We start from the raw sequence: 25,634 nt of genomic DNA on the forward strand, positions 1-25,634 counted from the left end.
CCCCGCGGCGCGGGGGACCTCAGCCGAGCACCAGGCCGGCGTACGCCACCGTGGTGCCGGCCTCCACCGCCGCGCCGAGCACGTCACCGGTCACCCCGCCGAGCCGGCGTACGGAGTGGGCGACCAGCAGCACCGCGACGGCCAGGGCGGCCAGCACGGCGGCCGGCCCCTGCCACGGGCGGGCGGGCACCGCGGCGACGGCGGCGAGCACGACGGCCGCCGTCGCGACGGCCAGCGCCGGCCGGCCGACGGTGCCGGCGACCAGCGCGCCCATCCCGTCCGGGCGGGCCGCCGGCACGCCCCGCCGGCAGGCCCAGGTCACCGCCAGCCGGCCGGTCGCGGTCGCCACGACCACGGCGGCCAGGGCCGCGCCCGGCGACCGCCGGGCCAGCTCCGCCAGCGCGGCGGCCTGCACCAGGAGTACGAGCACCAGCGCGGCGACGCCGAACGGGCCGACGTCCGGCTTCTTCATGATCTCCAGGGCGCCGGCCCGGTCCCGGTACGACCCCAGCCCGTCGACGGTGTCGGCCAGCCCGTCGAGGTGCAGGCCCCGGGTGAGCAGGGCGCCCAGCGCGACCACGACCGCGCCGGCGAGCAGGGCCGGGGCGGCGGCCGCCGACAGGCCGACCAGGGCCCCGCCGAGTACGACGCCGAGCAGGGCGCCGACGGCGGGTGCCACGGCCATCGCGACGCCGGCCGTGGCCCGGTCGATCCGGCCGGCCGGCACCGGCAGCACCGTGAACGTGGTGACGGCGAGCCGGATTCCGGCCCCGAGCCGCCCGTCAGCCACCGTGCGCGGGCTCCCCGGCGGTCCCGGCCCCCGACGGGGCGGCGTCGTGCCGGCCGTCGGCCTGGCCCACCGGCCGGGTGGCCTGGTCGTCCGACCGCCGCGGGGAGTCGGCGGGCGCCGCCGGGCCGTTGGCGGGCGCCGCCGGGCCGGGGCCGGCCGGCTCCGGCTCGACGAACTCCCGCTCGTCGTCGTCCTGGCGCGGTTCCGGGCCGGGGGCGGTGGACCCGCCGTCGTCGTCGCCGGTGACCGGCCCGGCCGGCCGGTCCTGCGCGGGCGGGGCGGAATCGGTGTCCTCGACCGGCGGCGGCGCGGCGACGTCCTCGACCGGCGGGCTGTCGGCCGCGTCCGCCGGTCCGGCGGCCCCGGGGCGGGGCGGCAGCGTGCCGGCGAGGGTGAGCGCGGAGCGCAGCAGCGGGAGCGCGGTCAGCGCGTTCGCGCCCTCGCCGAGATCGAGCCGCAGGTCGAGCAGCGGGGTGAGGCCGAGTACGTCGGCGGCGAGCCGCACCGCCGGGTGCCGGCCGTGGTCGGCCAGCAGGCACCAGTGCCGGGCCTGGCCGGCGAGATCCCGGCTGACCAGCGCCGCCGCCACCCCGATCGGACCGTCGAGGACCACCGGCGTACGCCGCGCGGTGGCGCCGAGCAGCACGCCGGTGGCGATCGCGACGTCGCCGCCGCCGACGTCGGCGAGCATGTCCTTGGCACCCCGGGCGCCGCCGCGGACGCGGCGCAGCGCGTCGCGGACGGCCGCGCACCGCGCCATCCAGGCGTCGTCGTCGACCTGCCCGCCGGCGGTGATCACGCGGGGAAGCACGGCCGCCGGTTCGGCACCCGTGGTGACCGCCAGCACCGCCGCCGCGGCGGCGTCCGTGCCGGTGCCGCAGGAGCCGAGTACGAGCACGTCGACCCCGGCGTCGGCGGCCTCCTCGGCGAGCCGCCAGCCGTACCGCAGGGCGGTCTCGACCGCGTCGGCCGGCAGGGCCGGCCCGTCCTCGATCGGCGCGGCGGCGGGCGCCTCGACGACCTGCAGGCCGGCACCGAGTTCGGCGGCCAGCCCGGCGAGCGGGCCGAGGCCGGCCCGGGCCTGGTCGGCGCGGCGCCGCGACTCGTCCGGCCGTACGCCGGCGGCGCTGCCCCCGGCGTGGTCGCCGTGCAGCAGCAGCACGCGCACCGAGCGCCAGGGCCGGGGTACGGCGACGCCCTGGGTGGCCGCCGCGAACTTCACGACGTGTTCGAGGTTGCCGAGGCCGGTGCCGGGCAGGTCGAGTTCGGCGAGCCGGTCGAGTGCCTGCGGGCCGGCGTACTCGTCGGGCATCGGCAGTTCCATGCCGGGCTGGATGACCAGCCCGGTCGAGGCCACCGGCAGCGTCATCGTCGGCGCGGTCCAGGCGTCGGCGGGCAGCGGGGGAGCACTGTCGTCCGGCGGGGGCGGCGGCGTCAGCACCTCGGGGGAGACCGCCGCCGGCCGCGCGGCACCGCCGGCCGGCACCTTGTCGAGGGCGAGGCCGTTCGCGGCGCCGGTCCCGGCCGGAGTGGTCGGCGTCGTGGCCGTCGTCGCCGGAGCCGTGGGCGTCGCGGCCGGGGCGGCTGGCGTGGTGGCGGCCGAGGCGGTGGCGGGCGTTGCGGTGGCGGGCGTCTTCAGCCAGGTCGGCTGGCCGGCGACGACCAGCGCGACCGCGTCGCTGACCGCCGCGACGGCCTGGTTGGTCGACCCGAGCGCGTCGGCGAACGCCCGCCCGATCGGGTTCGCCGGCACCAGCGACAGCCCCACCTCCGGGCTCACCAACACCAACCGGGCCGCGCAGTCGCGTACCGCGACCGCCAGTTCGTCGATGGTGGCCCGGTCGTCGGCCGGCTGGTGGACCGGGTCCAGCAGCACCGTCACCCAGCCGCCCAGGTCGTCGACGAGCAGCGTCTCGCCGGCCGGCGCGCTGCCCAGCACCCGGGCCAGCTCGGACGGGTTGCCGGCGACCTCCTCGGTCGTCCACGACCGGGGCCGCCGCTCGTGGTGCGCCCGGATCCGGGCCGTCCACTCCGGGTCGTCGCGCAGCTCGGGCGCCGTGGCCACATAGCGGACCACCGGCGCGTCGGCGACCAGGGACTCGGCGAACTCGGACTTGCCGGACCGGATCCCGCCGAGCACGAGAACCGTGTGCAACCCGTCAACGGACATGCCCCGTACCTTAAGGCCGGAACCTGGGCCGGTGATCCCCGGACCGGCCGACGGACGTGACCGGTGCCACCGGGGCGGCGACGCCGCCCCGGGCTGACCGACGTACCCGCCGACTAGGCTGGCTGGGGCCGTCCTGGACGGACGTGAATCGGCGAGGGGAGACACGAGATGCCGTGGAGCTGGCGGTACGAGGGTACGGACGGCCAGTCGGCGGACGGGCCGGCCGAGACGTTCGGCAGCCAGGCCGACGCCGAGTCGTGGATCGGCCAGACCTGGTCCGACCTCGCCGCGGGCGGCGTCACCTCGGTCACGCTCGTCGAGGACGACCGGGTCGAATACCGGATGAGCCTGCAGCCGGCCGCCGAGTAGCCGCGGTGAGCCACGACCAGCCGGGTCGCGCGGGCTTCGTGCTCGGCGTGCCACGAGAGGCGTTCCGGCCCAGCCCGATCTTCCTGGCGCTGGTGGCGCTCTTCGTCACCAGCGGGGTGCTGGCCTGGAACGGGTTCGGCAACGTACGGCTCGACGTCTTCCTCTTCGTCGTGTCCGGCTGGCTCGTCTCGCTCTGCCTGCACGAATACGCGCACGCGATCGTCGCGTTCCGGGCCGGCGACACCGGCGTCGCGCACCGCGGCTACCTGACCCTGAACCCGCTGAAGTACAGCCATCCGGTGCTGTCCATCGTGCTGCCGGTCGTCGTCGTGCTGCTCGGCGGCATCGGTCTGCCCGGCGGCGCCGTCTGGGTCGACCGGCACCACATCCCGGGCCGGCTGAAGCACAGTCTGGTCAGCCTCGCCGGCCCGGCGACCAACGTCGTCTTCGCACTGGCGCTGGTCGTGCCGTTCGCCGTCGGCGTCGACGTCGGCGCCCGGCTGGAGTTCTGGGCCGGGGTGGCGCTGCTGGCGTTCCTCCAGCTCACCGCGAGCGTGCTCAACCTGATGCCGGTGCCGGGCCTCGACGGCGGCAACATCCTGCAGCCGTGGCTGTCGCCGAAGTGGCGGCGCGGCTACGACATCATGGCGCCGTTCGGGTTCCTGCTGCTGTTCGGTCTGCTGTGGAACCCGACGGTCAACGCCTGGTTCTTCGGCGGCGTCTTCGCCGTCGGCGACCTCATCGGCCTGCCCCAGGCGCTCTACGCCGAGGGTCTGCGCCTGATCCGTTTCTGGTCCTGACCAGGGCCGGACGGCCCGGGGCCGGTGCGGGCATCCCGCGTGGGATGCCCGCACCCGACCGTCGTCAGGGCCGCTGCGCCGGGCTGGTGGTCAGCTTCGGGTTGCGCTCGACGATCGGGTCGATGACGTCGTCGATCGCCTTGAGCAGGTCGGCGTCGAGCTTGACCCCGGCCGCCTTGACGTTGTCCACCACCTGCTCGGGCCGCGAAGCCCCGATGATGGCCGACGACACGTTCGGGTTCTGCAACACCCAGGCGACGGCGAGCTGGGCCATGCTCAGCCCGGCCTGATCGGCCAGCGGCCGCAGCCGCTGCACCGTCGAGAGCACCTCGTCGGTCATGAACCGGGCGATGAACCCGGACCCGGACTTCTCGTCGGTGGCCCGCGAACCCGCCGGCGGCGGCTGGCCCGGCTGGTACTTGCCGGTCAGCACGCCCTGCGCGATCGGCGACCAGACGATCTGGCCGATACCCAGCTCCTCGCTGGTCGGGACGACCTCGGCCTCGATGACCCGCCACAGCATCGAGTACTGCGGCTGGCTGGAGACCAGGTGGATCTTCAGCTCGCGGGCCAGCGCGTGCGCCCGCCGGATCTCGTCGGCGGTCCACTCCGAGACGCCGATGTAGTGCGCCTTGCCGGAGTGCACGATGTCGGCGAACGCCTCCATCGTCTCTTCCAGCGGGGTCGAGTGGTCGAAGCGGTGCGCCTGGTAGAGGTCGACGTAGTCGGTCTCCAGCCGGCGCAGCGAGCCGTTGATCGATTCCATGATGTGCTTGCGGGACAGGCCACGGTCGTTGCGGCCCGGACCGGTCGGCCAGTAGACCTTCGTGAAGATCTCCAGACCCTCCCGGCGCTCACCGCGCAGCGCCCGGCCCAGCACCGCCTCGGCGCGGGTGCCGGCGTAGACGTCGGCGGTGTCGAAGGTCGTGATGCCGGCGTCGAGGGCGGCCCGTACGCAGGCCAGGGCGGCTTCCTCCTCGACCTGCGAACCGTGGGTGATCCAGTTACCGTACGAGATCTCGCTGACCAGCATGCCGGAGCGACCAAGGTGTCGGAATTCCATGCCCCGACCCTAGCCCCTGGTCAACCGGGGTCAGAGCACCGGCTTGGTGTCCGCCAGCAGGCGGTCGATCTCGTCCATCACGTCGCCACGGCTGGCGTGCACCGGGTCGATCAGCGGATCGCCGCGCCGGTCCAGGGCACCCCACCGGCCGTTGCCGCCGGCGACCAGGAACGCGACCGGGTGGATGACCAGCGCCGGATGCGCCGGCGGGACGATCGTCCGCCCGGTCCGGTCGACCACACCCTTGCGCCCGTCCGCCTCGACGATCGCCAGCCCCTCGTCGGTGAACCCGTCGACGTAGCGGCCGTCGGTCAGCGCGGTGACGAACGCCGCGTAGCGGGTCGGCACCACCACCCGCCCGGTCCGGTCGACGGCACCCCACCCGCCCCGGCGTACGGCGGCGACACCCCGCCGGAACGGCCGTACGTCGTCGAACCCGGCGGCGATCACCACCTCGTTCGCCTTGTCGATCGCGATCCAGCCACCGGTGCCGTCCCGTGACACCCAGGCCAGCCCGTCGGCGAACGAACCGACGCCCAGATAACCGGCGGACGCGTCGACCAGCAGCTCACCCGACTCGTCGATCAGCTCCCAGGTGTCCGCCTCCGGCCGGCGTACCCAGGCCACCCCGTCCCGGAACGGCTGCGCGTCGGCGTAGCTCGGCGCCACCGTCAGCGTGCCGTCCGGATCGGCGTACCCCCACCGCTGGACCTCGTCGCTGAACGTCGGCACCGGCGGCCGGTGCACCTGGAGGATCTCGTCCCGGCCGCGCGGGTACGGCCCCCAGCCCTTCTCGGCCACCCGGGCGAAGACCGCGTCCAGCGCCAGCTCGGTACGCGCCATCAGATCCGGATCCTTGACCTTGCGCAGGTCGAGCGCGCGCTCGAAGTGGTTGCACGCCTCGATGTAGCGGCCCTGGTCGTAGCAGGACCGGCCGGCGTGCTCGTGCATGGTCGCCCGCAGCCGGTCGGGCAGCTCCGACGAGTTGGCCTCCTCGAAGAGCCGGTCGGCCTCGGCGAAGTCACCACGCCACTGGTGCACGTGGGCCAGCCGGGCCTGCGCGATCGCGATCCGGCGCAACTGCCCGGTCGCCTCGGCGTGGCCGAGAGCGAGCCTGCCGTCGGCGAGTGCCTTGCCGAGGTCGCCGAGGATCCGCGAGACGACGGCGCGCAGGCTCAGCAGCCGGGCCCGGGAGGCGTTGTCGGTCGCCGCCTCGACCTTCTCGGTGAGCCGGTCCCGGATGGCCCGCAACTCGTCCGGATCCTCGACCAGTTCCCGCAACGTCTCGTGGTGGAACCGCCACCGGTACGTCGCCAGCACCTGCTCCGGGTCGGCGCCCCGCGACTCGCGGGCCCGGTCCCGTGCGGCCGGCGCGGGCCCGGCCGGTTCCGGAGAGTCGGGTGTGACGACCGGCGCCAGCATCGTCGGCGCGCGCAGCGCGGTCGCCGCCCCGGCGGCCGCCGCCGGGGCGGGCAGCACGGTGTCCGGGCTGGCCTCGACGGTGCCCCGGTCCGGCGGGTCGGACACCGGCCGGTCGGCTGGTGGTTCGGGGCGGCCCTGACCGGCCGGCGGTGCGGAGACCGGTGCCGGACCGGTGCCGTCCGGCTCCGGTCGCGGGTCGGCGCCGTTCAGCGCCGGTACGGACCGCGTCGCCGACGGGTCCGGAGTGTCTTGTGTGGACGGTGTGTCCACCGGTGGGACGGGCCGCGGTGCGGTCTCCGGCGCCGGGGCGGGCGGCGTGTGGTCGGGCCCGACCACGGCGGTGTCGGACCGGGCCGGTTCGCTGTCGTCCGGCGGGGCTGGTTCGGTGCCGTCGGGCCGGGCCGGTTCGGGTCTGCGGCTCGCCGGGGCGGTGTCGTCGGTCGACCCCGCCACGTCTTCCGCCCCGTGGCCGTCCGCCGCCCCGTCGCCGTCCGTCGGCCCGTCGCCGTCCGTCGGCCGGGTGCCGACCATCGGTACGTCGCCGTCAGCCGCCGCGTAATGGTCCGCCGCCACGTCGTCGTCCGCCGGGTCGGTGTCGTCCGTCGGCCGTGTCGTGCCGGCCCCGGTGGGGAACGGGGCGGCCGGTGACGCCGCCGGCCCGTCCTCGGGTGGCGGACCCGCCGGTGTCGGGCCACCGATCAGCTCGGTGGCGTCGTCCGCCGGCCCGGTGTGGATCGGTTTGGTGGCGTCGTTTGGTGGGGTGTGGAGCAGTTCGGTGGCGTCCTCCGGCGGCCCGGCGTGGAGCAGTGCGGTGACATCTTCTGGCGGCGCGGCTTCGTCCGGTGGGGTGGCGCGGTCCGATTGTCGGGGCTGGTCGGGCTGGGCCGTGGCCGGGATGTCGGCGTTTCGACCGCTTGTCGGCCGGGTGCCGCCCAGATCGTCGTTGTCTGCCGGGTCGGCGCTGTCCTCGGCGGCACCGACCGTGCCGTCCGCCGGTGGCCGGGACGGCCCGGTCGACGGCTCGGGACCGGTGGGTGCCGAGGCCGGGCGGGGAGCAGCCGGGGTCGACTTGTCCGGTCCGCCCTCCGGCAGCCGAAGGTCGTCGTCCGAAGTAGACGAATCCGGCGGCGGCGCCAGGTGGTCGACATTGGACGGTGGCACTTCGGTGGAGGTGGTGTCGGGCTGCGCGAGCGCGGCCCGGGCGGTGGACGCCATCTCCCCGGCCGGGCCGGCGGAAGCCGCGCCGGCCGGACCGCCCGACGTGGCGGGGGCCTTGCCGGCCGGACTTCCCGGGCTGGCGGGAGCGTTGTCGGCCTGGCCGAACCACGGATTGGCCTCCGCCTCAACCGCCCGCGCCTCGGCGCCGGCCGGCTTGGTACCAGCCGGCATGGCGCCAGCCGGTGTGGTACCGGCCGACATGGCGTCAGCCGGCGGCGCGCCGCTGGTCGGGGCGTCCTTGGTGGGCGTGGGCGGCTGTTCGGCCGGGTCGCGGCCAGACCCGGTGGTCGTGGCCGGGGCGGGAGGCGCCACGGGCACGAACTCGATCCTCAGGCGGGGAACCGGAGGGCCGGACACCGGACGTGTCGGCCGTTCGTCCGTTCCGTCCCGGTGGATGGGGCGGGTCGGCGGCTCCTGGCCCGCGCCGGTCGGCCAGGACCGGTCGCCGGCCAGGCCGGTGGCCCGGTCCGCCGCGGTGGGGCCCGACTCCCGCCCCGCAGGGAGCCGCTGTTCGTCCGGACCGGGAGCGGGGGACCGCTGTTCGTCCCGGGCCGGCGGCGGGGTGCGGTGGTCGTCATGGCGGGCCGGCGCCGGGCGTTGTTCATCGCGCGCCGGTGCCGGGGTGTGGTCGTCGTCGACCGGTGGCGGGGCAGTGGGCCGGGGCGCCGACGGCGCCGGGGCGCCGCGATCCGGCTGGAAACCGTCACGGGGGATCGGCCGCCGGATGCGCCGCGGCAGCTCGTCCGCCGGCCCGGCGGGCGACGTGGGCCGGCCGGCGAGGGCGGCGTCGGTCGGGGGTACGCGGCGGGCGGCGTCGGTCGGGGGCACGTCGCGGGCGGCGTCGGGTTGCTCCGGCAGCGGGGCCGGACCCGGCCGTACGGCTCGTCGAGGGGACCGGCACCGCCGCTGACGGGTGCGGGGCGGCCGGGGCCGCGCCGCGGGTCGTGGTCCCGCTCCGGCTCGTCGGCCTCCCGGCCGAAGGGGTACGGCAGGTCGCGGTCGGGCTGGCGGACCGGCCGGCCGGGCTGACGGTGCCGGTCGGAGTCCCAGCCGTCGGGGCCGGTGTGTGGCGGGCCGCTTGCGGTCGGGCGACGGTGGTCCGGCTCGACCTGGCGGTGGTCCGGCTCGGCCGGACGGCGGTCGTCGGGCCGGGACGGGATGTCGGCGGGCGGTGGTCCGTCCCGGTGCGGCCGCGGCTCCCCGTAGAGGCGGGGGCCGCCGGCCGGGGGACTGACCGGCCCGGTGGCGTAGGGATCCCGGTCGCGCGGGTGGCGTGGTTCGGGTTCGGGTGGGCGGGGGGTGGCGCCGCGACCGTCCCAGGAGTCGCGCCCGCGGCGGTCGCCGTGGAGGCCGTCCCATCCGTCCCGGCGGTTGTCGGGGTGCCGTGGTCCCTGCCATCCGTCCCGGCCGTCGGCGTGCGGTGCCCGCCGGCCGTCCGGCTCGCGCCGGTCGGAGCCGTGCCGGTCGAGGTCACGCCGGTCGGGGCCGTGCCGTTCCGGCTCGCGCCGGTCCAGGTCGCGTCGGTCGACGCCGCGGTGGTCGAAGTCCCGTCGGTCGAACTCGCGCCGGTCGGGGTCGCGCCGGTCGAACTCGCGGTGGTCGACGTCGCGCCGGTCCGGATGGCGGGGTTCGGGGCCGTAGCCGCCGTATATCCGGCCGTCGGCCGGGTAGGCGCCGGGGCCGCGCCCGCCCGGATCACGGCGGTCGTGGTGCGGACCCCATCCGTCGACCGGCGCCCGTCCGCGCCCGTCGGTCAGCGGACCGCCGCGTCCGTCGAGCGGAACCCGTCCGCGCCCGTCGGTGTGGGAGCCGTCGCGTCCGTCGTATCCACGGTCGGAGCCCCGGCCGGCGGAATGCGATCCCGGGCGGCGGCCGTCGCCCGGTCCGCGCCACGCGTCGTCGGGCACCCGCCGGTCGTGCTCCTCCGGACGCTGCCCACCCCGACCGTCGGCGAACCGCCGGTCGGGAAAGCCGTCCCGCCGTCCCGGACCGTCCGGCGGTCCGTCGTACCGGCGGTCCCGGGGACCGGGGCCTCCGTCGTGGCGCGGGTCGTGGTCGTGGCGCCGGTCGGGGTCGTGGCGGCGGCCGCGGGGATCGGGCTCGTGGCGCGGCGCGCGCGGGCCGGCGAAGCCGTCGTCGTACCGGGGGCCGGGTTCGTCGGTCCACCGCCCCCGGCCGTCGGTGAACGGCCCGTCCGGGTACGGCGGGCGGCGCTCGTCGGCCGCCGGCCGCCCGGATCGTGGCGGGGGTGCGCCATGGCCGTCGACGCCGGTCAGCCGGGGCGGGAACGGCCCGGGCGGGGGTGCCGGCCGCTGGCCGGACTGGTAGACCCCGGCGCGGCCGGAGGCGGTTGGGCGGCGGATCGCCCCGGCGCCGTTGCGCAGCGGTCCGGTGTCTCCCGGGTAGCGCTGGCCGGGAACCTGGGGCACCCACTCCGCGGTGATCTCGACCATCCAGTCGGGATCGTTACGGGACCGGTGGAAGTCGAAGCGGTTGTCGGTCACCGGTCGGTCCTGCCGGTCGCCGGCCGTACGTCGTGGCAGCGGGTCACCGCGTCGTTCCGCTGCGCGGGCCGGGTGGGACTCCGCCGTGGGTGGGTGACCTCGTCGGCGCGTGCGGCGACCGGGGAAAAGGGATCCCGTCGCTCGCTCACGGCGATGTCACCTCGTCGCGGAAAATGTGTCGCTGGGCAGCCGCGGGCACCGGATAGAGTCACCCGGCTCGGTGCAGCGTGGTTGCGGAAGGAGGGTAGCGGCGTGGGCTCGGTGACCGCCACTACAGTAGCGGCGCGCCACTCAAACGTTGTCCTAAAGTTACGGACATTTGCCGCCATAACTGGCGCCGGATTCCGGCGATACTCTACGTACCGGCAGGCTACCGTCGCCGGGCTGTTCACCAACACCGTCTTCGGATTCCTGCGCTGCTATGTGTTGTTGGCCGTCGCCACCGGCACCGGGACGGGACTGGCCGCCGGCTACAGCCGCGAGCAGTTGGCGACCTTCGTCTGGGCCGGGCAGGGCCTGCTCGCGGTGATCGGCATCTGGGGCTGGACCGAACTCGCCGACCGGATCCGCACCGGCGACGTGGCCAGCGACCTGTTGCGCCCGGTCGACCCGGTCACCAGCTATCTCGCCGGCGATCTCGGCCGCGCCGGGTACGCCGTACTGACCCGCTTCGTCCCGCCGGTGCTGACCGGGCCGCTCTTCTTCGACGTACACGTGCCGGCCCGGTGGCAGACGGTGCCGCTGTTCGCCGTGTCGATGCTGCTCGCGGTCGTCGTCTGCTTCGGCTGCCGCTACCTGGTCAACGCCACCGCCTACTGGCTGCACGACGCGCGCGGGGTGACGACCCTGTGGACGCTCGGTTCCGGGGTGCTCGCCGGCCTCTACTTTCCACTGCGGTTCCTGCCCGACTGGCTCTGGGGCACGATCTGGCTCGCGACCCCGCTGCCGAGCGTCATGCAGGCGCCGCTGGACGTGCTCGTCGAACGCGATCCGGCACCGGTCCAGCTCGGCATCGTGGTCGTGCAACTCGGCTGGGCGGTCGCGGTGCTGGCCGGTTGCCGGCTGGTGCAGCACCGCGCCGAACGGCGCCTGGTGGTCCAGGGTGGCTGACGCCGGCAGGGTGGTTGAGGGGGGTGCCGGCCGCGCCTATCTGGCGCTGCTGCGGGGACAGGTCCGCGCCCAGGCGTCGTACCGGGTCTCCTTCGTCGTCGACCTGCTCAGCAACGTCGGGGCGACGGTGTTCGACGTACTCTCCGTGCTCGTCCTCTTCCGGGTGACCCGCGACCTGGCCGGCTTCGGGCTGGCCGAGGCGATGGTCATGGTCGGCCTGTCGGCCGCCGCGTTCGCCACCGCCGACCTCGCGGTCGGCAACATCGAGCGGGTCAAGCACTACGTCCGGACCGGCCTGTTCGACGCCGTACTGGTCCGGCCGCTGGGATCGCTGCCGCAACTGCTGCTGATGGACCTGCCGCTGCGCAAGGTGTCGCGGGTGCTCTTCGGCGTCGTCGTGCTGGTGGTCGCGCTGGTCGCCGCCGACGTCGACTGGACGCCCGGACGCGTCGCGCTGGCCGTGGTGGCGCCGCTGGCCGGGGCGGTGTTCTTCGGCTCGATCTTCGTGATCGGCGCCAGCGTGGCGTTCTGGTGGATCGAGTCCGGCGAGATCGCCAACGCCTTCACGTACGGCGGGCGGGACTTCACGTCGTACCCGGTGACCGTCTACAGCGGATGGTTCCGGCGGCTGTTCGCGTACGGCCTGGGTTTCGCGTTCGTCGCCTACTACCCGGCGCTGGCGCTGCTCGGCCGGACCGACCCGCTGGGCCTGCCGGTCTGGGTCGGCTGGGCCGCGCCGGGCGTGGCGGTGGTCGCGGCGACGGTCGCCGCCGTGGTGTGGCGGGTCGGCGTCCGGCACTACCGGAGTACGGGCTCGTGAGTGGAGATGTCGTGATCGAGGTGTCCGGGCTGCGTAAGGACTTCACGGTACGGGTCCGCAAGGGGCGGCTGCGCCGCGAGCGGCGTACGGTGACCGCCGTCGACGGCGTCGACCTGACGGTGGCTCCCGGCGAGATGCTCGGCTACATCGGACCGAACGGGGCCGGCAAGTCGACGACGTTGAAGATGCTGACCGGGGTGCTGAGCCCGTCGGGCGGCCGGGTCCGGGTCTGCGGGTTCGAGCCGGTGCCGCAGCGGACCAGGCTGGCGCTGCGGATCGGGGTCGTCTTCGGCCAGCGGTCGCAGCTGTGGTGGGACCTGCCGCTGCGGGACTCGTTCGACCTGCTGCGGCACATCTACCGGGTGCCCCCGGCCGACCATGCGGCCCGGCTGCGCCGCTGCCGTGCCCTGCTCGACCTCGACGCCTTCCTGGACACCCCGGTCCGGCAGCTGTCGCTGGGGCAGCGGATGCGCGGGGAGCTGACCGCGGCGCTGCTGCACGGGCCGTCGGTGCTCTTCCTCGACGAGCCGACGATCGGGCTGGACGTGCTGAGCCGGCAGGCGGTCCGCGGGTTCCTCGCCGAGCTGGGGGCGGCCGGTGACACGACGCTGGTGCTGACGACCCACGACCTCGCCGACATCGAGCGGCTGTGCCGGCGGCTGGTCGTGATCGACCACGGCCGGGTGGTGCACGACGGAACGATCGAGGCGTTACACGCCCGCTACCGGTCCCGCCGGCTGGTGGTGATCGACCTGGACGCCCCGCTGGCCGACCCGCCGCCGGTGCCCGGTGCGGTCCTGGAACGGGTCGAGGCCGACGGCCGGCGGCTGACGTACGGGCTCGACACGGCGACCGTCGGCGGCTTGATCGGCCGGCTGTCCGGGGTCGCCGAGTTGCGCGACATCTCGATCGTGGAGCCGGACATCGAGGACGTGGTGGCGAGGTTGTACTCGGCTCCGGGCCGGGAACGGCACCCTACGGGTGCTCCATGACGAGGATGCCGAACGTGCCCGGTTCCAGCGCCTCGTAGTGGTGGGGGACGTCCCCGGCGAACGTCGCGTAGTCGCCCGGTCCGAGTTCGACCGGGTCGGAGACCGGTCCGGTACGCAGCCGGCCGGCCGCGAGCAGGATGTGCTCGACACTGCCGGGGATGTGTGGTTCGGCGTGCCGCCCGCTGCCCGGTTCGACCGCCAGCCGGTAGATGTCCCGCCGGGCGTGTGGGGAGCCGGCGGCGAGCAGGGTCGCGGTCAGGTCGGCGTGTTCGGAGCGTACGGCCGGGCCTTCGCCGGCCCGCACCACCCGTACGGCCGGGCCGGGCGGCTCGACCAGGCGGCTGAACGGGATGCCGAGCGCCACCCCGAGCGACCAGAGTGTCTCCACGCTCGGGTTGCCGTTGCCGGCCTCCAGTTGGGAGAGCGTCGACTTGGCGATCCCGGCGCGGCGGGCCAGCTCGGTCAGGGAGAGGCCGGCGCGGTCCCGTTCGCGGCGCAGGGCGACCGCGATCGTGGCCAGCGGGGAGGCGTGCGAGGTCATGTTCGCTCCATCGGTCACTTCGTTCGGTTTGACGAACAGCAGGTGCCGGGTCCATTATCCGATAGTGCGTACGGTGAAGCGAACAGCCGGTCCGGCCGGCCGAACACCCGGCTCCGCTGTGCGGTCGGGGACCGGCGGGTCGGCGATGCGCCGCGACGTCGCCGCGATCGCCGCCGCCATGCTCGCCGTCGGCGCCTCGTTCGGCGCGATCGCCGTCGGCGCCGGCATCCCGGTCTGGGCCGTCGTCGCCCTGTCGTCGATCGTCTACGCCGGTGGCGCCCAGTTCATGGCCGTCGGGCTGATCGCCGCCGGCAGCCCGTTCGCCGCCGTCTTCGCCGGCCTGCTGCTCAACGCCCGGCACCTGCCGTTCGGGCTGGCGATCGGCGACGTGTTCGGCGGGCGGTGGAGCCGCCGCGTGCTCGGCAGCCACCTGATGACCGACGAGGCGACCGCGTTCAGCCTCGCCCAGCCCGAGGGGGAGGCCCGCCGCCGGGCGTTCTGGTTCGCCGGCATCGTGCTCTACCTCGCCTGGAACGTCGGCACGATCGTCGGCGTACTGCTCGGTGGCGCCGCCGGTGACCCGGCGGCCCTGGGCCTCGACGCCGCGTTCCCGGCCGGCCTGATCGCCCTGATCCTGCCCGCGCTGCGGGACCGGGACACCCGCCGGGTGGCCCTGCTCGGCGCGCTGGTGGCCGTGGTCACCACCCCGCTGCTGCCCGCCGGGCTGCCGGTCCTGCTCGCCCTCACCGGCCTGACCGTGCTGTTCCTGCCCCGCCGCCGCGGGCATCCGCCGGTGCCGGCGGCCGATTCCGCTTTGGAGCCGGCGGCTAACCCCGCTCCCGAGCCGGCGGCTGGTCCCGCTCCCGAGCCGGCGGCTGGTCCCGTGCCCGGGGCCGTGCCGAGGACGGGGGGCAGGGTGGCCACCGACGGGCCCGTACCGGGTCGGGAGGAGTCGACGTGCTGATCGCGGTGATCGCGGCGCTGGCCGTGGGTACGTTCACGTTCCGCTTCGCCGGAGTGGCACTGCGCGACCGGCTCGACCTGCCCGACCGGGTACGTCAACTGCTGCCGATGGCCGCGGCGGCGCTGCTCGCCGCGCTGGCCGCCACCGCGGCGCTGACCGAGGCCGGTGCCGCCGCGGGTGTCGCCCGTCCGGCCGGGGTGCTGGTCGGGGCGGTGCTGGCGTGGCGCCGGGCGCCGTTCGTCGTGGTGGTCGTCGCCGCGGCCGCGACGGCGGCGGTCCTGCGCCTGTTCGGCGTGCCCTGACGAAATCGATCTGAGCGCGAGGAACCTTATCCGACGTGGATAAGGTTCCTCGCGCTCAGATCACGAACGTCGGTCGCCTCGTCGCGACGGCCCACCGGTGCCGGTGAGCACCCGGCGGACCGGACCTAGATCTTGGCGCCGAGTTGCACCTGCGGCACCGGCGTACGCATCCGGCGGAACGTGATCGCCCGCATGATGGCGTAGAGGTAGACCCCGCCCAATCGCTGCGTCGAGTCGGGGAACCGCTGCTGGACCAACTTCTTGATCTTTCGGCTGATCAGCACCGAGTCGATGACGACGCCGATCGCGAGCGTGGCCCAGAGCAGGTTGGAGACCAGCCGCACGATCGGCGGCATGGCGGCCGACGAGCCGATCAGCACGATCAGCGCGCCACCGAAGAACCAGGTGCCGACCGTACGCCGGGAGTCGACCACGTCGCGGGCCAGCCGCCGCTCGGGGCCGCGGTCGCGGGGCCCGCCCTCGCGGCGGAACTCCTCGGCGGCCTCGGCGCGAAGCTGGCGGCGCTTCGCGCGGGCCTCTTCCTTGGTCAGCGGCTTGGTGTCACCGGCGCCCCGGCGGCCCACGCTCGGCCGCTTCGGGGTTTCCTTGCCGAGTTCCTTCTTGCTGGGCGTGTAGCCCTTTGGACGTGCGGGAGCCGGCTCGGGCGTCTCCTCGACGACCGGCTCCTCGACGACGGCGGTTGACTTACGACGAAACAACGACGGCACCCCTAGAGGGTAACGAAGCCCCGACGGGCCGCCCACCGAGGCGGGGTCAGGGCCGTTCCACGTGGGCGCCGAGGGCGGCGAGCTTGGCCTCGAAGTCCTCGTAGCCACGGTTGATCAGGTCCACGCCGTACACCCGGGACGTGCCCTCGGCGGCCAGGGCCGCGATCAGGTGGCTGAACCCGGCGCGCAGGTCGGGGATGACCAGGTCGGCGGCGTGCAGCTTGCTCGGGCCGGCGATGACCGCGGAGTGGTTGAAGTTGCGCCGGCCGAAGCGGCACGGGGTGCCGCCGAGGCAGTCCCGGTAGACCTGGATCGTCGCGCCCATCTTGTTGAGCGCCTCGGTGTAGCCGAGCCGCTGCTCGTAGACGGTCTCGTGCACGATCGACAGGCCGCGGGCCTGGGTCAGCGCGACCACCAGCGGCTGCTGCCAGTCGGTCATGAAACCCGGGTGTACGTCGGTCTCCAGCGCGGTCGCCTTCAACTCGCCGCCCGGGTGCCAGAAGCGGATGCCGCCCTCCTGGCCGGGGTGCCCGGTCCGCGGCGCCCGCGGGTCGGTGATCTCGTACGCGCCGCCGACCGAGCGGAAGACGTTGAGGAACGTCATCATGTCGCCCTGCTCGGCGCCGAGGACCTCGACGTCGCCGCGGGTGGCCAGGGCCGCCGCCGCCCAGCTCGCCGCCTCGATCCGGTCCGGGATCGGCCGGTGCGTGTAGCCGCTGAGCCGGGGCACGCCCTGGATCTCGATCACCCGGTCGGTGTGCACCGTGATGATCGCGCCCATCTTCTGCAGGATGCAGATCAGGTCGACGATCTCCGGCTCGACGGCCGCGTTGCGCAGCTCGGTGACGCCCTCGGCCATCACCGCGGTCAGCAGCACCTGCTCGGTGGCGCCGACACTCGGGTACGGCAGCTCGAACTTGGTGCCGCGCAGGCCGTTCGGGGCGGTCAGGTGCAGCCCCTCCGGGGTCTTCTCGACGACCGCGCCGAACTCCCGCAGCGCCTGAAGGTGGAAGTCGATCGGCCGGGGACCGATGTGGCAGCCGCCCAGGTCGGGGATGAAGGCGTGGCCGAGCCGGTGCAGCAGCGGCCCGCAGAACAGGATCGGGATGCGGCTCGACCCGGCATGCACGTTGATCTCGTCGGTCGACGCCCGCTCGACGTTGGCCGGGTCGAAGACCAGTTCGCCGTCCTCGGCGCCGTCGGAGACCCGTACGCCGTGCAGTTCGAGCAGGCCCCGTACGACCTCGACGTCGCGGATGCGCGGTACGTCGAACAGGCGGCTGGGGGCGTCGCCGAGCAGTGCCGCGACCATCGCCTTGGAGACGAGGTTCTTGGCGCCACGGACCCGGATCTGACCCTGCAGGGGAGTGCCGCCGTGCACAGCCAGGACATCATTGGTCGCCAACGCAAAACCTCCAGCGCGTCGATGAAGCTATCGGGGTGGCCGGCCGGGGCGGGCCGGGCGGCGCATCGCGTCGTCGCCCAGGCGGGTCGTGAGCCGAACCTTCAGTGGAACCGGGCCGCGGACCGGACCGGTGTCGCTCCGGCAGCATAGCCCTCGGTGATGGGGGATAAGTTACCCATCTGGCTTCAGGTGGCACAAAAAGGGGACGCTTCTACCCAACTGTAAATTCTTGGTCACTTACCGTGATGCCCGGACGGTTACGGAAGCGCGAGCATCTGGTCGAGCGCGACCCGGGCGTGATGCGCGGTGTCGGCATCGACCGTGATCTGGTTGGGCACCCGCCCGGCGACCAGTTCCTCCAGCGCCCAGACCAGGTGCGGCAGGTCGATGCGGTTCATGGTCGAGCAGTAGCAGACCGCCTTGTCGAGGAACATGATCTGCTTGTCCGGGTTGGCGAGCGCGAGCCGGCGTACGAGGTTGAGTTCGGTGCCCACCGCCCACGCCGAACCGGCCGGCGCGGCCTCGATCGTCCTGATGATGTATTCGGTCGAGCCGACCTGGTCGGCGGCGTTGACCACCTCGTGCCGGCACTCCGGGTGCACCAGCACGTTGACCCCGGGCACCCGCTCGCGCACCTCGTTGACGCTGTCGAGGGTGAACCGCCCGTGCACCGAGCAGTGCCCGCGCCACAGGATCATCCGGGCGTCGCGGAGCTGCTGGGCGGTCAGGCCGCCGTTGGGCTTGTGCGGGTCGTAGAGCACGCAGTCGTCGAGGGAGAAACCCATCTCCAGCACGGCCGTGTTGCGGCCCAGGTGCTGGTCGGGCAGGAAGAGAACCTTCTCACCCTGCTCGTACGCCCAGGTCAGCGCCCGCTTGGCGTTGGAGGAGGTGCAGACCACACCGCCGTTGCGGCCGACGAAGCCCTTGATGTCCGCCGACGAGTTCATGTAGGTCACCGGCACCGTCGACGCCGCCACACCCGCGTCGGCCAGCACCTCCCAGGCCGCCTCGACCTGGCCGAGCACGGCCATGTCGGCCATCGAACAGCCGGCCGCCAGATCCGGCAGCACCACCTTCTGCGCGGCGGCGGTCAGGATGTCGGCGCTCTCGGCCATGAAGTGCACACCGCAGAACACGATGAATTCGGCGTCGGGGCGGGCCGCCGCCTCCCGGGCCAGCTTGAACGAGTCGCCCGTCACGTCGGCGAACTGGATCACCTCGTCGCGCTGGTAGTGGTGCCCCAGCACGAAGACCCTGCTGCCCAGCGCCGCCTTCGCCGCGGTCGCCCGGGCCACCAGGTCGGGGTCGCTCGGTGCGGGCAGGTCGCCCGGACACTCCACGCCGCGCTCGGTGGACGGGTCGGATCCCCGCCCCAGCAGCAGCAGTGCGGTGGCGGTGTTGGACGGCTCTACCCAGGTCGCAGTCACGCGTCCAATGCTCCCACAATGGCGCCCACTGTCACCTCGAGCCGGTGTGGCCTGCCACACTGCCGAACTATGCGGATCCTCATCTGTCCGGACAAGTTCGCCGGCACGCTGTCGGCCCCCGAGGTGGCCGCCGCAGTGGAGCGGGGCTGGCATTCCGTCGTACCGGCCGACGAGACCGTCGCCCGGCCGCTCGCCGACGGCGGACCCGGCTTCGTCGAGGTGCTGGCCGGCGCGACCGGCGGCCGGCGGATCCCGGTACGCACCGTCGACCCCCTCGGCCGGCCGGCCGAGGGCGAGGTCCTGGTCGTCGGCGACACCGCCTACGTCGAGAGCGCCCAGGCGTGCGGCCTGCACCTGCTGTCGACCGCCGAGCGGGACCCGAAGACCACCACCTCGTACGGCCTCGGCCTGCTCGTCGCCGCCGCGGTCGAGACCGGCGTCCGGCGGATCGTCCTCGGGCTGGGCGGCTCGGCGACCAACGACTGCGGCGGCGGCATGCTCGCCGCGCTGGGCGCCGCCCCGGTCGACGCCGCCGGCCTCGCCCTGCCGTACGGCGGTGCCGCCCTCGCCGCCGCCGAGGGGCTCGGCGGTACCCCCCGGCTGCGCGGCGTCGAACTGGTCGCCGCCACCGACGTGGACAGCCCGCTGACCGGCCTGCACGGCGCGTCGAACGTCTTCGGACCGCAGAAGGGCGCCACCCGCGAGGACGTACTGCTCCTCGACGCCGCGCTGGAGCGGTTCGCCGACGTGCTCGCCCACGCCCTGCCCGACTGCCCGCCGGGCCTGACCGCACTGCCCGGCGCGGGGGCCGCCGGCGGGCTGGGCGCGGCCGTGCTCGCCCTCGGCGGCCGCTGCGAATCCGGCATCGCGCTGGTCACCCGCGTGATCGGGCTGGACGAGGCGCTCGACGCGGCCGACCTGGTGATCACCGGGGAGGGCTCGTTCGACCACCAGTCGCTGCGCGGCAAGGTGGTGGCCGGGGTGGCCGGCAGCGCCCGCGACCGGGGCATCCCGTGCGTGGTGGTGGCCGGCCGGGTCAGCACCGGGCGGCGGGAGGCGGCGGTGGCCGGGATCACCGAGACGTACAGCCTGGTCGACCACTTCGGGGGCGAGGAACGCGGCGGCGTCGAGGCGGCGATGACCCGCCCGGCGGACGGGCTGCGGGAGATCGCCGCCGACCTGGCCCGCCAGTGGAGCCGGTGACGCGACTCTCAGCGACGTAACATGGGTAGGTAGTCCCGACTGGGAATCCTCGCGATTGGGAATTCTCGCGATTGGGAATCATCGGCCGGCCGGTTAGCGTTGGCCAGGTCAGTACGAACATCCAGCACGGAACATCCGCGGAACGATCACCGCCATCGGCGCAGGGAGACCTTCATCGTGACCACTTCAGCGAACACCGAGTCGACCGAGGCCACGGCCCCGACCACGATTCTGCTCACCGACGTCGCGGCGCAGAAGGTCAAGGCCCTGATCGAGCAGGAAGGCCGGGACGACCTGCGGCTGCGGGTGGCGGTGCAGCCCGGCGGCTGCTCCGGCCTGCGCTACCAGCTCTTCTTCGACGAGCGGTCGCTCGACGGCGACATCGTCACCGAGTTCGACGGCGTCGAGGTCGTCGTCGACCGGATGAGCGCCCCCTACCTGGCCGGCGCCAGCATCGACTTCGCCGACCGGATCGACGCGCAGGGCTTCACCATCGACAACCCCAACGCGCAGAACTCCTGCGCCTGCGGCGACTCGTTCCACTGAGCCGTACGACGCCGACGGGGGCCACGGATCCGTGGCCCCCGTCGGCGTTTCCGGACCCGTTTTCCGGCTGACGGGTGGGGGCACCGGGTGGCGTCCGGCGGGTCGCGGGATGGCGCCGGGTGCGGGCCGCCCGGCGGGTGAACGACGGGTGGCGGGCGATCGACCGACCGGCGGACGGCCGGTAGGCTGATCGGGCGCACCGCCCCCCGTAGCCGACCCAGAGGGCCGCCATGAAGATCGCCGTTTCCGGCTCGATCGCCACCGACCACCTGATGCATTTCCCCGGCAGATTCGCCGACCAGCTCATCGCCGACCAGTTGCACAAGGTGTCGCTGTCGTTCCTCGTCGACGAGCTGGTCGTCCGCCGGGGCGGCGTCGCGGCCAACATCGCGTTCGGGATGGCCCAGCTCGGCCTGCGCCCGGTGCTGCTCGGCGCGGTCGGCGCCGACTTCGCCGACTACCGGTCCTGGCTCGAGCGGCACGGCGTCGACTGCGAGGCGGTGCACGTCAGCGAGGTGGCCCACACCGCGCGTTTCGTCTGCACCACCGACCTCGACATGTGCCAGATCGCGTCGTTCTACGCCGGCGCGATGAGCGAGGCCCGCAACGTCGAGATCGCCCCGGTCGCCGCCCGGGTCGACGGTCTCGACCTGGTCCTGGTCAGCGCCAACGACCCGGCCGCGATGCTCCGGCACTCCGAGGAGTGCCGCGACCGTGGCTACGCCTTCGCGGCCGACCCGTCGCAGCAGCTCGCCCGCATGGACGGCGCCGACGTGATCAAGCTCATCGAGGGCGCCGACTTCCTGCTCACCAACGACTACGAGAAGTCGCTGCTGGAATCCAAGACCGGCCTGACCGCCGACCAGGTCCTCGACCGCGTCAAGATCCGCGTCACCACCCTCGGCAAGGACGGGGCGGAGATCACCGGTCGCGACATCGAGCGCATCCACGTACCGATCGCCCGCGACGTCCAGGCCCAGGACCCGACCGGTGTCGGCGACGGCTTCCGGGCCGGTTTCTTCGCCGGCCTGTCCTGGGGCCTCAGCCTCGAACGGTCCGCCCAGGTCGGGTCGCTGCTGGCCGCCCTGGTGCTGGAGACCGTCGGCACCCAGGAATACGAGGTACGCCCCGACGTCTTCGTCAAGCGCCTCGGCGAGTCGTACGGCGACCACGTCGCCGAGGACGTACGCCCGCACCTGGGCGCGTGACCGGGGCGCCCGCTGCCCGGGGCGTGGCGGTGACGGCGTGACCACCCGATCCGGTGCGCCGCCCCGCCCGCTGCTCGTGGTCTTCGCCGGGCTGCCCGGCGTCGGCAAGAGCACCCTGGCGAGACAGGTCGGGTCGGCGCTGCGGGTGCCCGTGCTCGCCGTCGACCCGGTCGACCGTGAGCTGGGCCGGCACGAGGTGACCGAACCCCGCCCCGGCCACGCCGCGTACGGCATCGTCGCCGCCCAGGCCGAGACACAGCTCGGCATGGGTGTGCCGGTGGTCGTCGACGCGGTCAACCCGGTCGCCGCGACCCGCCGGCTGTGGCAGGAGATCGCCGATCGCACCGGCGTGCCGCTGCGGGTGGTCGAGGTGTGGTGCGGCGACGAGACGGAGCACCGGCGCCGGGTCGAGAGTCGGCTGGCCGAGGAGGGCGGTGCCGGGACGCCGGACTGGGCGCAGGTGGTCGGCCGGCGGGCCGAATACGAGCCGTACGTCGGCCCGCGCCTGATCGTCGACACCGCCGTCCCCGGCGACCCGCTGCCCGGCCTGCTGGCATACCTGCGCTGAGTCCCCGCCCCCGCCCCCGCCCCCGCCCCGCACCGCACCGCCCGCCCGATCGTCATGATCGTCTGCGGTTCAGGCGTTCAACACGCCGTGCACGGAGTGCCGGAACAGCAGACGATCGAGGCCGGCGCGGGGCGGTGCGTTGATCAAGGACTTGTTGCGCGACAAGTTGGACAAAACGGCCACGACTAGTCCTTGATCAGCCCTCGGGGGCGCCGGGGCGCGCCGGCCCTCGGGGCGCGTCGGCCCTCGGGTGCGCCGAGCCCGGGCCCTGGCGCCCGGTCGGTCAGGTCGTGCGGCGGACGTCGTACGCCGGGGTGTCCCCGACGGTGGTCGGGCCGACGAACTCCTGGCTCCGCATCCGGCACCAGGCCGGGATGTCGTTGCCGGCCGCCGGGTCGTCGGCCAGCACCCGCAGCACCGTGCCCACCGGCACCTCCGGCAGCCGCCGGGCCAGCCTGATCACCGGCAGCGGGCACCGCTGCCCCCGGCAGTCGAGCACCTCCACCGCCTCCACCCCCACCTCCCCGTCCGACACCGTCTCTCCAAGATCCCCGCGATCAGGGCCGAATCCCAAGATCCCCGTGATCAGGGGCCAGGGAGCCCGACTCACCGACGACACGCTCGACGTACTCCCTGATCACGCGGATCATGGGTCAGAGGTCGGTTACGCCGGCCTCGGCGCGCAGGGCGGCCACCACCTCGGGGAGTTCGGCGAGGAAGCGGGTCACCTCGGCCTCCGTCGTGCCGCGGTGCAGCGAGACGCGTACGTTGCCATGCGACAGCACCCCCATCGCCTCCAGCACGTGCGACGGGCGCAGCGTCGACGACGTACAGGACGAGCCCGACGAGACGGCGAAACCGCGCCGGTCCAGGGCGTGCAGCAGCGCCTCGCCGTCGACGTACAGGCACGAGAACGTCACCAGGTGCGGCAGCCGGTCCACCGGGTCGCCGACCACCTCGACGTCCGGCACCGTCGCCGCCACCGTCGACCGGATCCGGTCGACCAGCGCCGCCAGCCGCGCCGCCTCCGCCGTCGCCTCGGCCGCCACCGCCCGCAGCGCCGCCGCCGCGGCGACCACCGCCGGCAGGTTCACCACCCCGGGCGTACGCCCCGACTCCCGCTCGTCCTCCGGATAGGGCGACTCCCACCGGGTGCCCTTGCGTACCACCAGCACGCCGACACCGGGCGGCCCACCCCACTTGTGGGCGCTGGCCGTCAGCACCGACCAGCCGTCCGGCAGTGGCACCCGGCCGACCGACTGGGCCGCGTCGACGTACAGCGGCACCCCGGCGTCGGCGCAGGCCCGCGCGGCCGCCGCCACCGGCTGGACGGTGCCGACCTCGTGGCTGGCGCTGATCAACGCGGCCAGTGCCACCCCGGGCCCGGCCACCGCCGCCGACCAGGCGTCGAGATCGAGCCGGCCGAGCCGGTCCACCGGCACCGGGACGGCCGAACCGCCGGCCGCGACGTGCCGCCCCGCGGCGTGCAGCACCGCCGAGTGCTCGACCGCCGAGTGCACCAGCACCGTCCCGCTCCGGCGGCGCCCGGCCAGCCCGCCCAGCACCGCGGCATGCGCCGCGGTCGTACCGCTGGCGGTGAACGACAGTTCGTCAGGGCGTACCCCGAGGGTTTCGGCGGTCGCGGCCCGGGCCGCGTCGAGCAACTGGCGGGCCCGGCGGGCCTGCGTGTAGAGCCGGGCCGGATCGGCCCAGCCGTCCGCCAGGGCTGCCAGCAACGCCTCGCGGGCCACCGGGTGCGGCGGTGCCGCCGTCGCCGCGTCGAGGTAAACGCCTGTCACGCCCACCCGTAGGACGGTAGTCCCCCTCGTGGTCAGGTCCGCCATTCGCCCACCCCAAGGCCGTCCGGCCGGGCATGGTCGAGTAATCTGCGACCGTCGGTGACGCCCTTGCCGTCGGTGCTGACGAACCAACACCCACCGCGGCGCTCCCAGGGAGGCAGGACAAGGTGCTCGCAAGGCGCTCGGAATCAGGACCCACGGCCGCCAGGCGCAGTTCGCGCAGCCGCGTTGGACGGCTGGCCGGGCTCGGTGCCGGTGGTGCGGTGTCGCTGATCACGCTCACCGGCTGTGACGTCGGTGCCGCGTTCGGCGGGTTCGGGTGGCCGCAGGGCGGCATCACCCCCGAGGCCAACCGGATGTACGACCTGTGGATCGGCTCCACCATCGCGGCCCTGGCCGTCGGCTTCTTCACCTGGGGCCTGATCTTCTGGTGCATCATCCGCTACCGCAAGCGTGGCGACGAGTTGCCCGTCCAGACCCGGTTCAACATGCCGATGGAGTTCCTCTACACCATCGCGCCGATCCTGATCGTCGCCGTGCTCTTCTACTACACGGCGATCGTGCAGACCGACGTCGACAAGACCTCCCGCAACCCCGACATCACCGTCGAGGTCGTGGCGTTCAAGTGGAACTGGCAGTTCAACTACCGGGACGGCGTCGGCCCCGACGCCAACACGACCGCGTCGGTGCTCGGGTCGGACGACATCATCCCGGTCCTGGTCCTGCCCACCGGGCGGTCCGTCCGCTTCGAGGAGACCAGCAAGGACGTCATCCACTCCTTCTGGGTGCCGGAGATGCTCTTCAAGCGCGACGTCTTCCCGGGCAACGTCCGCAACGCCTTCCAGGTCACCAGCATCGACTCCGAGGGAGCCTTCGTCGGCCGCTGCGCCGAGCTGTGCGGCACCTACCACTCGATGATGAACTTCGAGCTGCGGGTCGTCTCGCCGGAGCGGTACGACCAGTACCTCGCCGCGCTGCAGGGCGGCAGCACGCCGCAGCAGGCGCTCACCGCGATCGGTGAGGAGCCGTTCGCGGTCACGACGGTGCCGTTCGACACCAAGCGCACCGCGCAGAATTTCGGCAACGACGGCGCCAGCGGCGCGGGAAGCTGAGGACCGGGGCATGAAGACCGAGTGGCGCCTATTCCTCATCATCGCCGGGTTCCTTCTCTTCGCGACCTTCGTCTACGGCTTCTGGACCGAGGGGCAGCTCGGCCACGTCGAGTGGATCGGTACGGTGGCCCTGGGCCTGTCGTTCCTGCTCTGCACGATGTGCGGCGGCTTCTTCTGGTTCGTGTCGCGGCGCATCGACCTGCGGCCGGAGGACCGGCCGGACGCCGAGATCAGCGACGGTGCCGGTGAGATCGGCTTCTTCAGCCCCGGCAGCTACTGGCCCTTCGGCATCGCCCTGGCGGCCACTGTCGCCGGTCTCGGCCTGGTGTTCTGGCAGCTCTGGCTGGTGGCCGTCGGCATGGTCGCGGTCATCCTGACCGCGTGCGGCCTGCTGTTCGAGTACTACACCGGCACCCGGCGCACCGCCGAGCACTGAGTAGCGGAATCTGTTCGTGACCCACGGGTCGGTGCGGCTCCCTCGTCGGGAGCCGTGCCGGCCCGTTGTCGTTCGAGCGCCCCGTACCGGCGGTTGGAAACGCGCCCGCACCGGCTGTTGGAGAATTGTCCCCGCCG

General features: G+C 74.1%; 24 protein-coding genes and 1 pseudogene. 13 read left to right on the forward strand and 12 right to left on the reverse strand.

All coding sequences use genetic code 11. From position 1 onward, the window contains the following. Positions 1-19: 19 nt before the first annotated feature. Complete coding sequence (gene cobS / locus QCD66_RS08790) at positions 20-790, reverse strand: adenosylcobinamide-GDP ribazoletransferase (protein WP_407567069.1); 771 nt, start codon at positions 788-790, stop codon at positions 20-22. A gap of 136 nt (positions 791-926) precedes the next feature. Continuing rightward, positions 927-2,960 (reverse strand): annotated as a pseudogene (locus QCD66_RS08795) (bifunctional adenosylcobinamide kinase/adenosylcobinamide-phosphate guanylyltransferase); the annotation flags it as partial. 168 nt (positions 2,961-3,128) lie between these two features. Here QCD66_RS08795 and QCD66_RS08800 point away from each other — a divergent pair. After that, positions 3,129-3,329 (forward strand): hypothetical protein, encoded by a 201-nt coding sequence (locus QCD66_RS08800; protein ID WP_364209698.1) that lies wholly within the window; start codon positions 3,129-3,131, stop codon positions 3,327-3,329. 5 nt (positions 3,330-3,334) lie between these two features. Continuing rightward, a complete protein-coding gene (locus QCD66_RS08805; protein ID WP_364209701.1) occupies positions 3,335-4,129 on the forward strand; it encodes a site-2 protease family protein in 795 nt (264 codons plus the stop codon). Between the two features lie 64 nt (positions 4,130-4,193). Here the strand turns inward: QCD66_RS08805 and QCD66_RS08810 are convergent, their stop codons facing one another. The 4 genes from QCD66_RS08810 to QCD66_RS08825 form a co-directional block, all read right to left on the reverse strand. Next, the gene (locus tag QCD66_RS08810) at positions 4,194-5,192 is read right to left on the reverse strand and encodes an aldo/keto reductase family protein (RefSeq protein WP_375737251.1); all 999 of its coding nucleotides are present in this window, start codon (positions 5,190-5,192) and stop codon (positions 4,194-4,196) included. Positions 5,193-5,222: 30 nt separating this feature from the next. Then, positions 5,223-8,003: a WG repeat-containing protein gene (locus QCD66_RS08815; protein ID WP_407567070.1), complete on the reverse strand. Its 2,781-nt coding sequence runs from the start codon at positions 8,001-8,003 to the stop codon at positions 5,223-5,225. Positions 8,004-8,161: 158 nt separating this feature from the next. After that, the gene (locus QCD66_RS08820) at positions 8,162-10,336 is read right to left on the reverse strand and encodes a hypothetical protein (protein WP_407567071.1); all 2,175 of its coding nucleotides are present in this window, start codon (positions 10,334-10,336) and stop codon (positions 8,162-8,164) included. Continuing rightward, positions 10,333-10,485 (reverse strand): hypothetical protein, encoded by a 153-nt coding sequence (locus QCD66_RS08825; protein ID WP_375737110.1) that lies wholly within the window; start codon positions 10,483-10,485, stop codon positions 10,333-10,335. The genes QCD66_RS08820 and QCD66_RS08825 overlap by 4 nt, the downstream gene beginning before the upstream one ends. 274 nt (positions 10,486-10,759) lie before the next feature. Between QCD66_RS08825 and QCD66_RS08830 the strand changes: the two genes are divergently transcribed. The 3 genes from QCD66_RS08830 to QCD66_RS08840 are packed head-to-tail and all read left to right on the forward strand — an operon-like array spanning position 10,760 to position 13,258. Then, positions 10,760-11,446 (forward strand): ABC transporter permease, encoded by a 687-nt coding sequence (locus QCD66_RS08830; protein ID WP_375737109.1) that lies wholly within the window; start codon positions 10,760-10,762, stop codon positions 11,444-11,446. A gap of 10 nt (positions 11,447-11,456) precedes the next feature. Further along, positions 11,457-12,266, forward strand: a complete 810-nt coding sequence (locus QCD66_RS08835) for an ABC transporter permease (RefSeq protein ID WP_375737108.1) — start codon at positions 11,457-11,459, stop codon at positions 12,264-12,266. Between the two features lie 11 nt (positions 12,267-12,277). After that, a complete protein-coding gene (locus tag QCD66_RS08840) occupies positions 12,278-13,258 on the forward strand; it encodes an ATP-binding cassette domain-containing protein (RefSeq protein WP_375737107.1) in 981 nt (326 codons plus the stop codon). Here QCD66_RS08840 and QCD66_RS08845 read toward each other — a convergent pair. Continuing rightward, entirely contained in the window at positions 13,242-13,799 is a 558-nt protein-coding gene (locus tag QCD66_RS08845) for an XRE family transcriptional regulator (RefSeq protein ID WP_357537691.1), read from the reverse strand. The two genes, QCD66_RS08840 and QCD66_RS08845, sit on opposite strands and share 17 nt — an antisense overlap. A 73-nt stretch (positions 13,800-13,872) precedes the next feature. On the opposite strand from QCD66_RS08845, the gene QCD66_RS08850 reads away from it, so the two are divergent. Together QCD66_RS08850 and QCD66_RS08855 are read left to right on the forward strand one after the other, a co-directional pair. Beyond that, a complete protein-coding gene (locus QCD66_RS08850) occupies positions 13,873-14,763 on the forward strand; it encodes an AzlC family ABC transporter permease (RefSeq protein ID WP_407567072.1) in 891 nt (296 codons plus the stop codon). Next, positions 14,757-15,065, forward strand: coding sequence for an AzlD domain-containing protein (locus QCD66_RS08855; protein WP_364209726.1), 309 nt, complete (start codon positions 14,757-14,759; stop codon positions 15,063-15,065). The genes QCD66_RS08850 and QCD66_RS08855 overlap by 7 nt, the downstream gene beginning before the upstream one ends. A gap of 125 nt (positions 15,066-15,190) precedes the next feature. Here QCD66_RS08855 and QCD66_RS08860 read toward each other — a convergent pair whose 3' ends face one another. From QCD66_RS08860 to nadA, 3 genes are all read right to left on the reverse strand, one after another. After that, complete coding sequence (locus QCD66_RS08860; RefSeq protein ID WP_364209729.1) at positions 15,191-15,793, reverse strand: DUF3043 domain-containing protein; 603 nt, start codon at positions 15,791-15,793, stop codon at positions 15,191-15,193. 46 nt (positions 15,794-15,839) lie between these two features. Further along, positions 15,840-17,198: a UDP-N-acetylglucosamine 1-carboxyvinyltransferase gene (murA, locus tag QCD66_RS08865; protein ID WP_407567073.1), complete on the reverse strand. Its 1,359-nt coding sequence runs from the start codon at positions 17,196-17,198 to the stop codon at positions 15,840-15,842. A 257-nt stretch (positions 17,199-17,455) separates the two neighbouring features. Further along, positions 17,456-18,625 carry a quinolinate synthase NadA gene (nadA, locus tag QCD66_RS08870; protein WP_375736078.1) on the reverse strand — a complete coding sequence of 390 codons (1,170 nt, stop codon included), beginning with the start codon at positions 18,623-18,625 and terminating at the stop codon, positions 17,456-17,458. A gap of 69 nt (positions 18,626-18,694) precedes the next feature. Here nadA and QCD66_RS08875 point away from each other — a divergent pair, with 69 nt between their 5' ends. The 4 genes from QCD66_RS08875 to QCD66_RS08890 all read left to right on the forward strand — a co-directional run bounded on the left by QCD66_RS08875 (position 18,695) and on the right by QCD66_RS08890 (position 22,150). Beyond that, a complete protein-coding gene (locus tag QCD66_RS08875) occupies positions 18,695-19,828 on the forward strand; it encodes a glycerate kinase (protein WP_364209738.1) in 1,134 nt (377 codons plus the stop codon). Positions 19,829-20,005: 177 nt separating this feature from the next. After that, on the forward strand, positions 20,006-20,374 hold the full coding sequence (erpA, locus tag QCD66_RS08880) for an iron-sulfur cluster insertion protein ErpA (RefSeq protein WP_212821156.1): 369 nt from the start codon (positions 20,006-20,008) through the stop codon (positions 20,372-20,374). 230 nt (positions 20,375-20,604) lie between these two features. Continuing rightward, positions 20,605-21,582 carry a carbohydrate kinase family protein gene (locus tag QCD66_RS08885; RefSeq protein ID WP_375736079.1) on the forward strand — a complete coding sequence of 326 codons (978 nt, stop codon included), beginning with the start codon at positions 20,605-20,607 and terminating at the stop codon, positions 21,580-21,582. 37 nt (positions 21,583-21,619) lie between these two features. Next, positions 21,620-22,150 carry an AAA family ATPase gene (locus tag QCD66_RS08890; protein WP_375736080.1) on the forward strand — a complete coding sequence of 177 codons (531 nt, stop codon included), beginning with the start codon at positions 21,620-21,622 and terminating at the stop codon, positions 22,148-22,150. 283 nt (positions 22,151-22,433) lie between these two features. Here the strand turns inward: QCD66_RS08890 and QCD66_RS08895 are convergent, their stop codons facing one another. Together QCD66_RS08895 and QCD66_RS08900 are read right to left on the reverse strand one after the other, a co-directional pair. Further along, on the reverse strand, positions 22,434-22,664 hold the full coding sequence (locus QCD66_RS08895; protein WP_364209939.1) for a sulfurtransferase TusA family protein: 231 nt from the start codon (positions 22,662-22,664) through the stop codon (positions 22,434-22,436). Between the two features lie 139 nt (positions 22,665-22,803). Next, entirely contained in the window at positions 22,804-23,994 is a 1,191-nt protein-coding gene (locus QCD66_RS08900; protein ID WP_375736081.1) for a cysteine desulfurase family protein, read from the reverse strand. Positions 23,995-24,116: 122 nt separating this feature from the next. Here QCD66_RS08900 and coxB point away from each other — a divergent pair, with 122 nt between their 5' ends. After that, a complete protein-coding gene (coxB, locus tag QCD66_RS08905) occupies positions 24,117-25,061 on the forward strand; it encodes a cytochrome c oxidase subunit II (RefSeq protein ID WP_357537671.1) in 945 nt (314 codons plus the stop codon). A gap of 10 nt (positions 25,062-25,071) precedes the next feature. Further along, positions 25,072-25,497, forward strand: coding sequence for a cytochrome c oxidase subunit 4 (locus tag QCD66_RS08910; RefSeq protein WP_375736082.1), 426 nt, complete (start codon positions 25,072-25,074; stop codon positions 25,495-25,497). Positions 25,498-25,634: the final 137 nt, after the last annotated feature.

It is taken from the genome of Polymorphospora sp. A560 (assembly GCF_045781765.1).
GTDB classification, from domain to species: domain Bacteria; phylum Actinomycetota; class Actinomycetes; order Mycobacteriales; family Micromonosporaceae; genus Polymorphospora; species Polymorphospora lycopeni.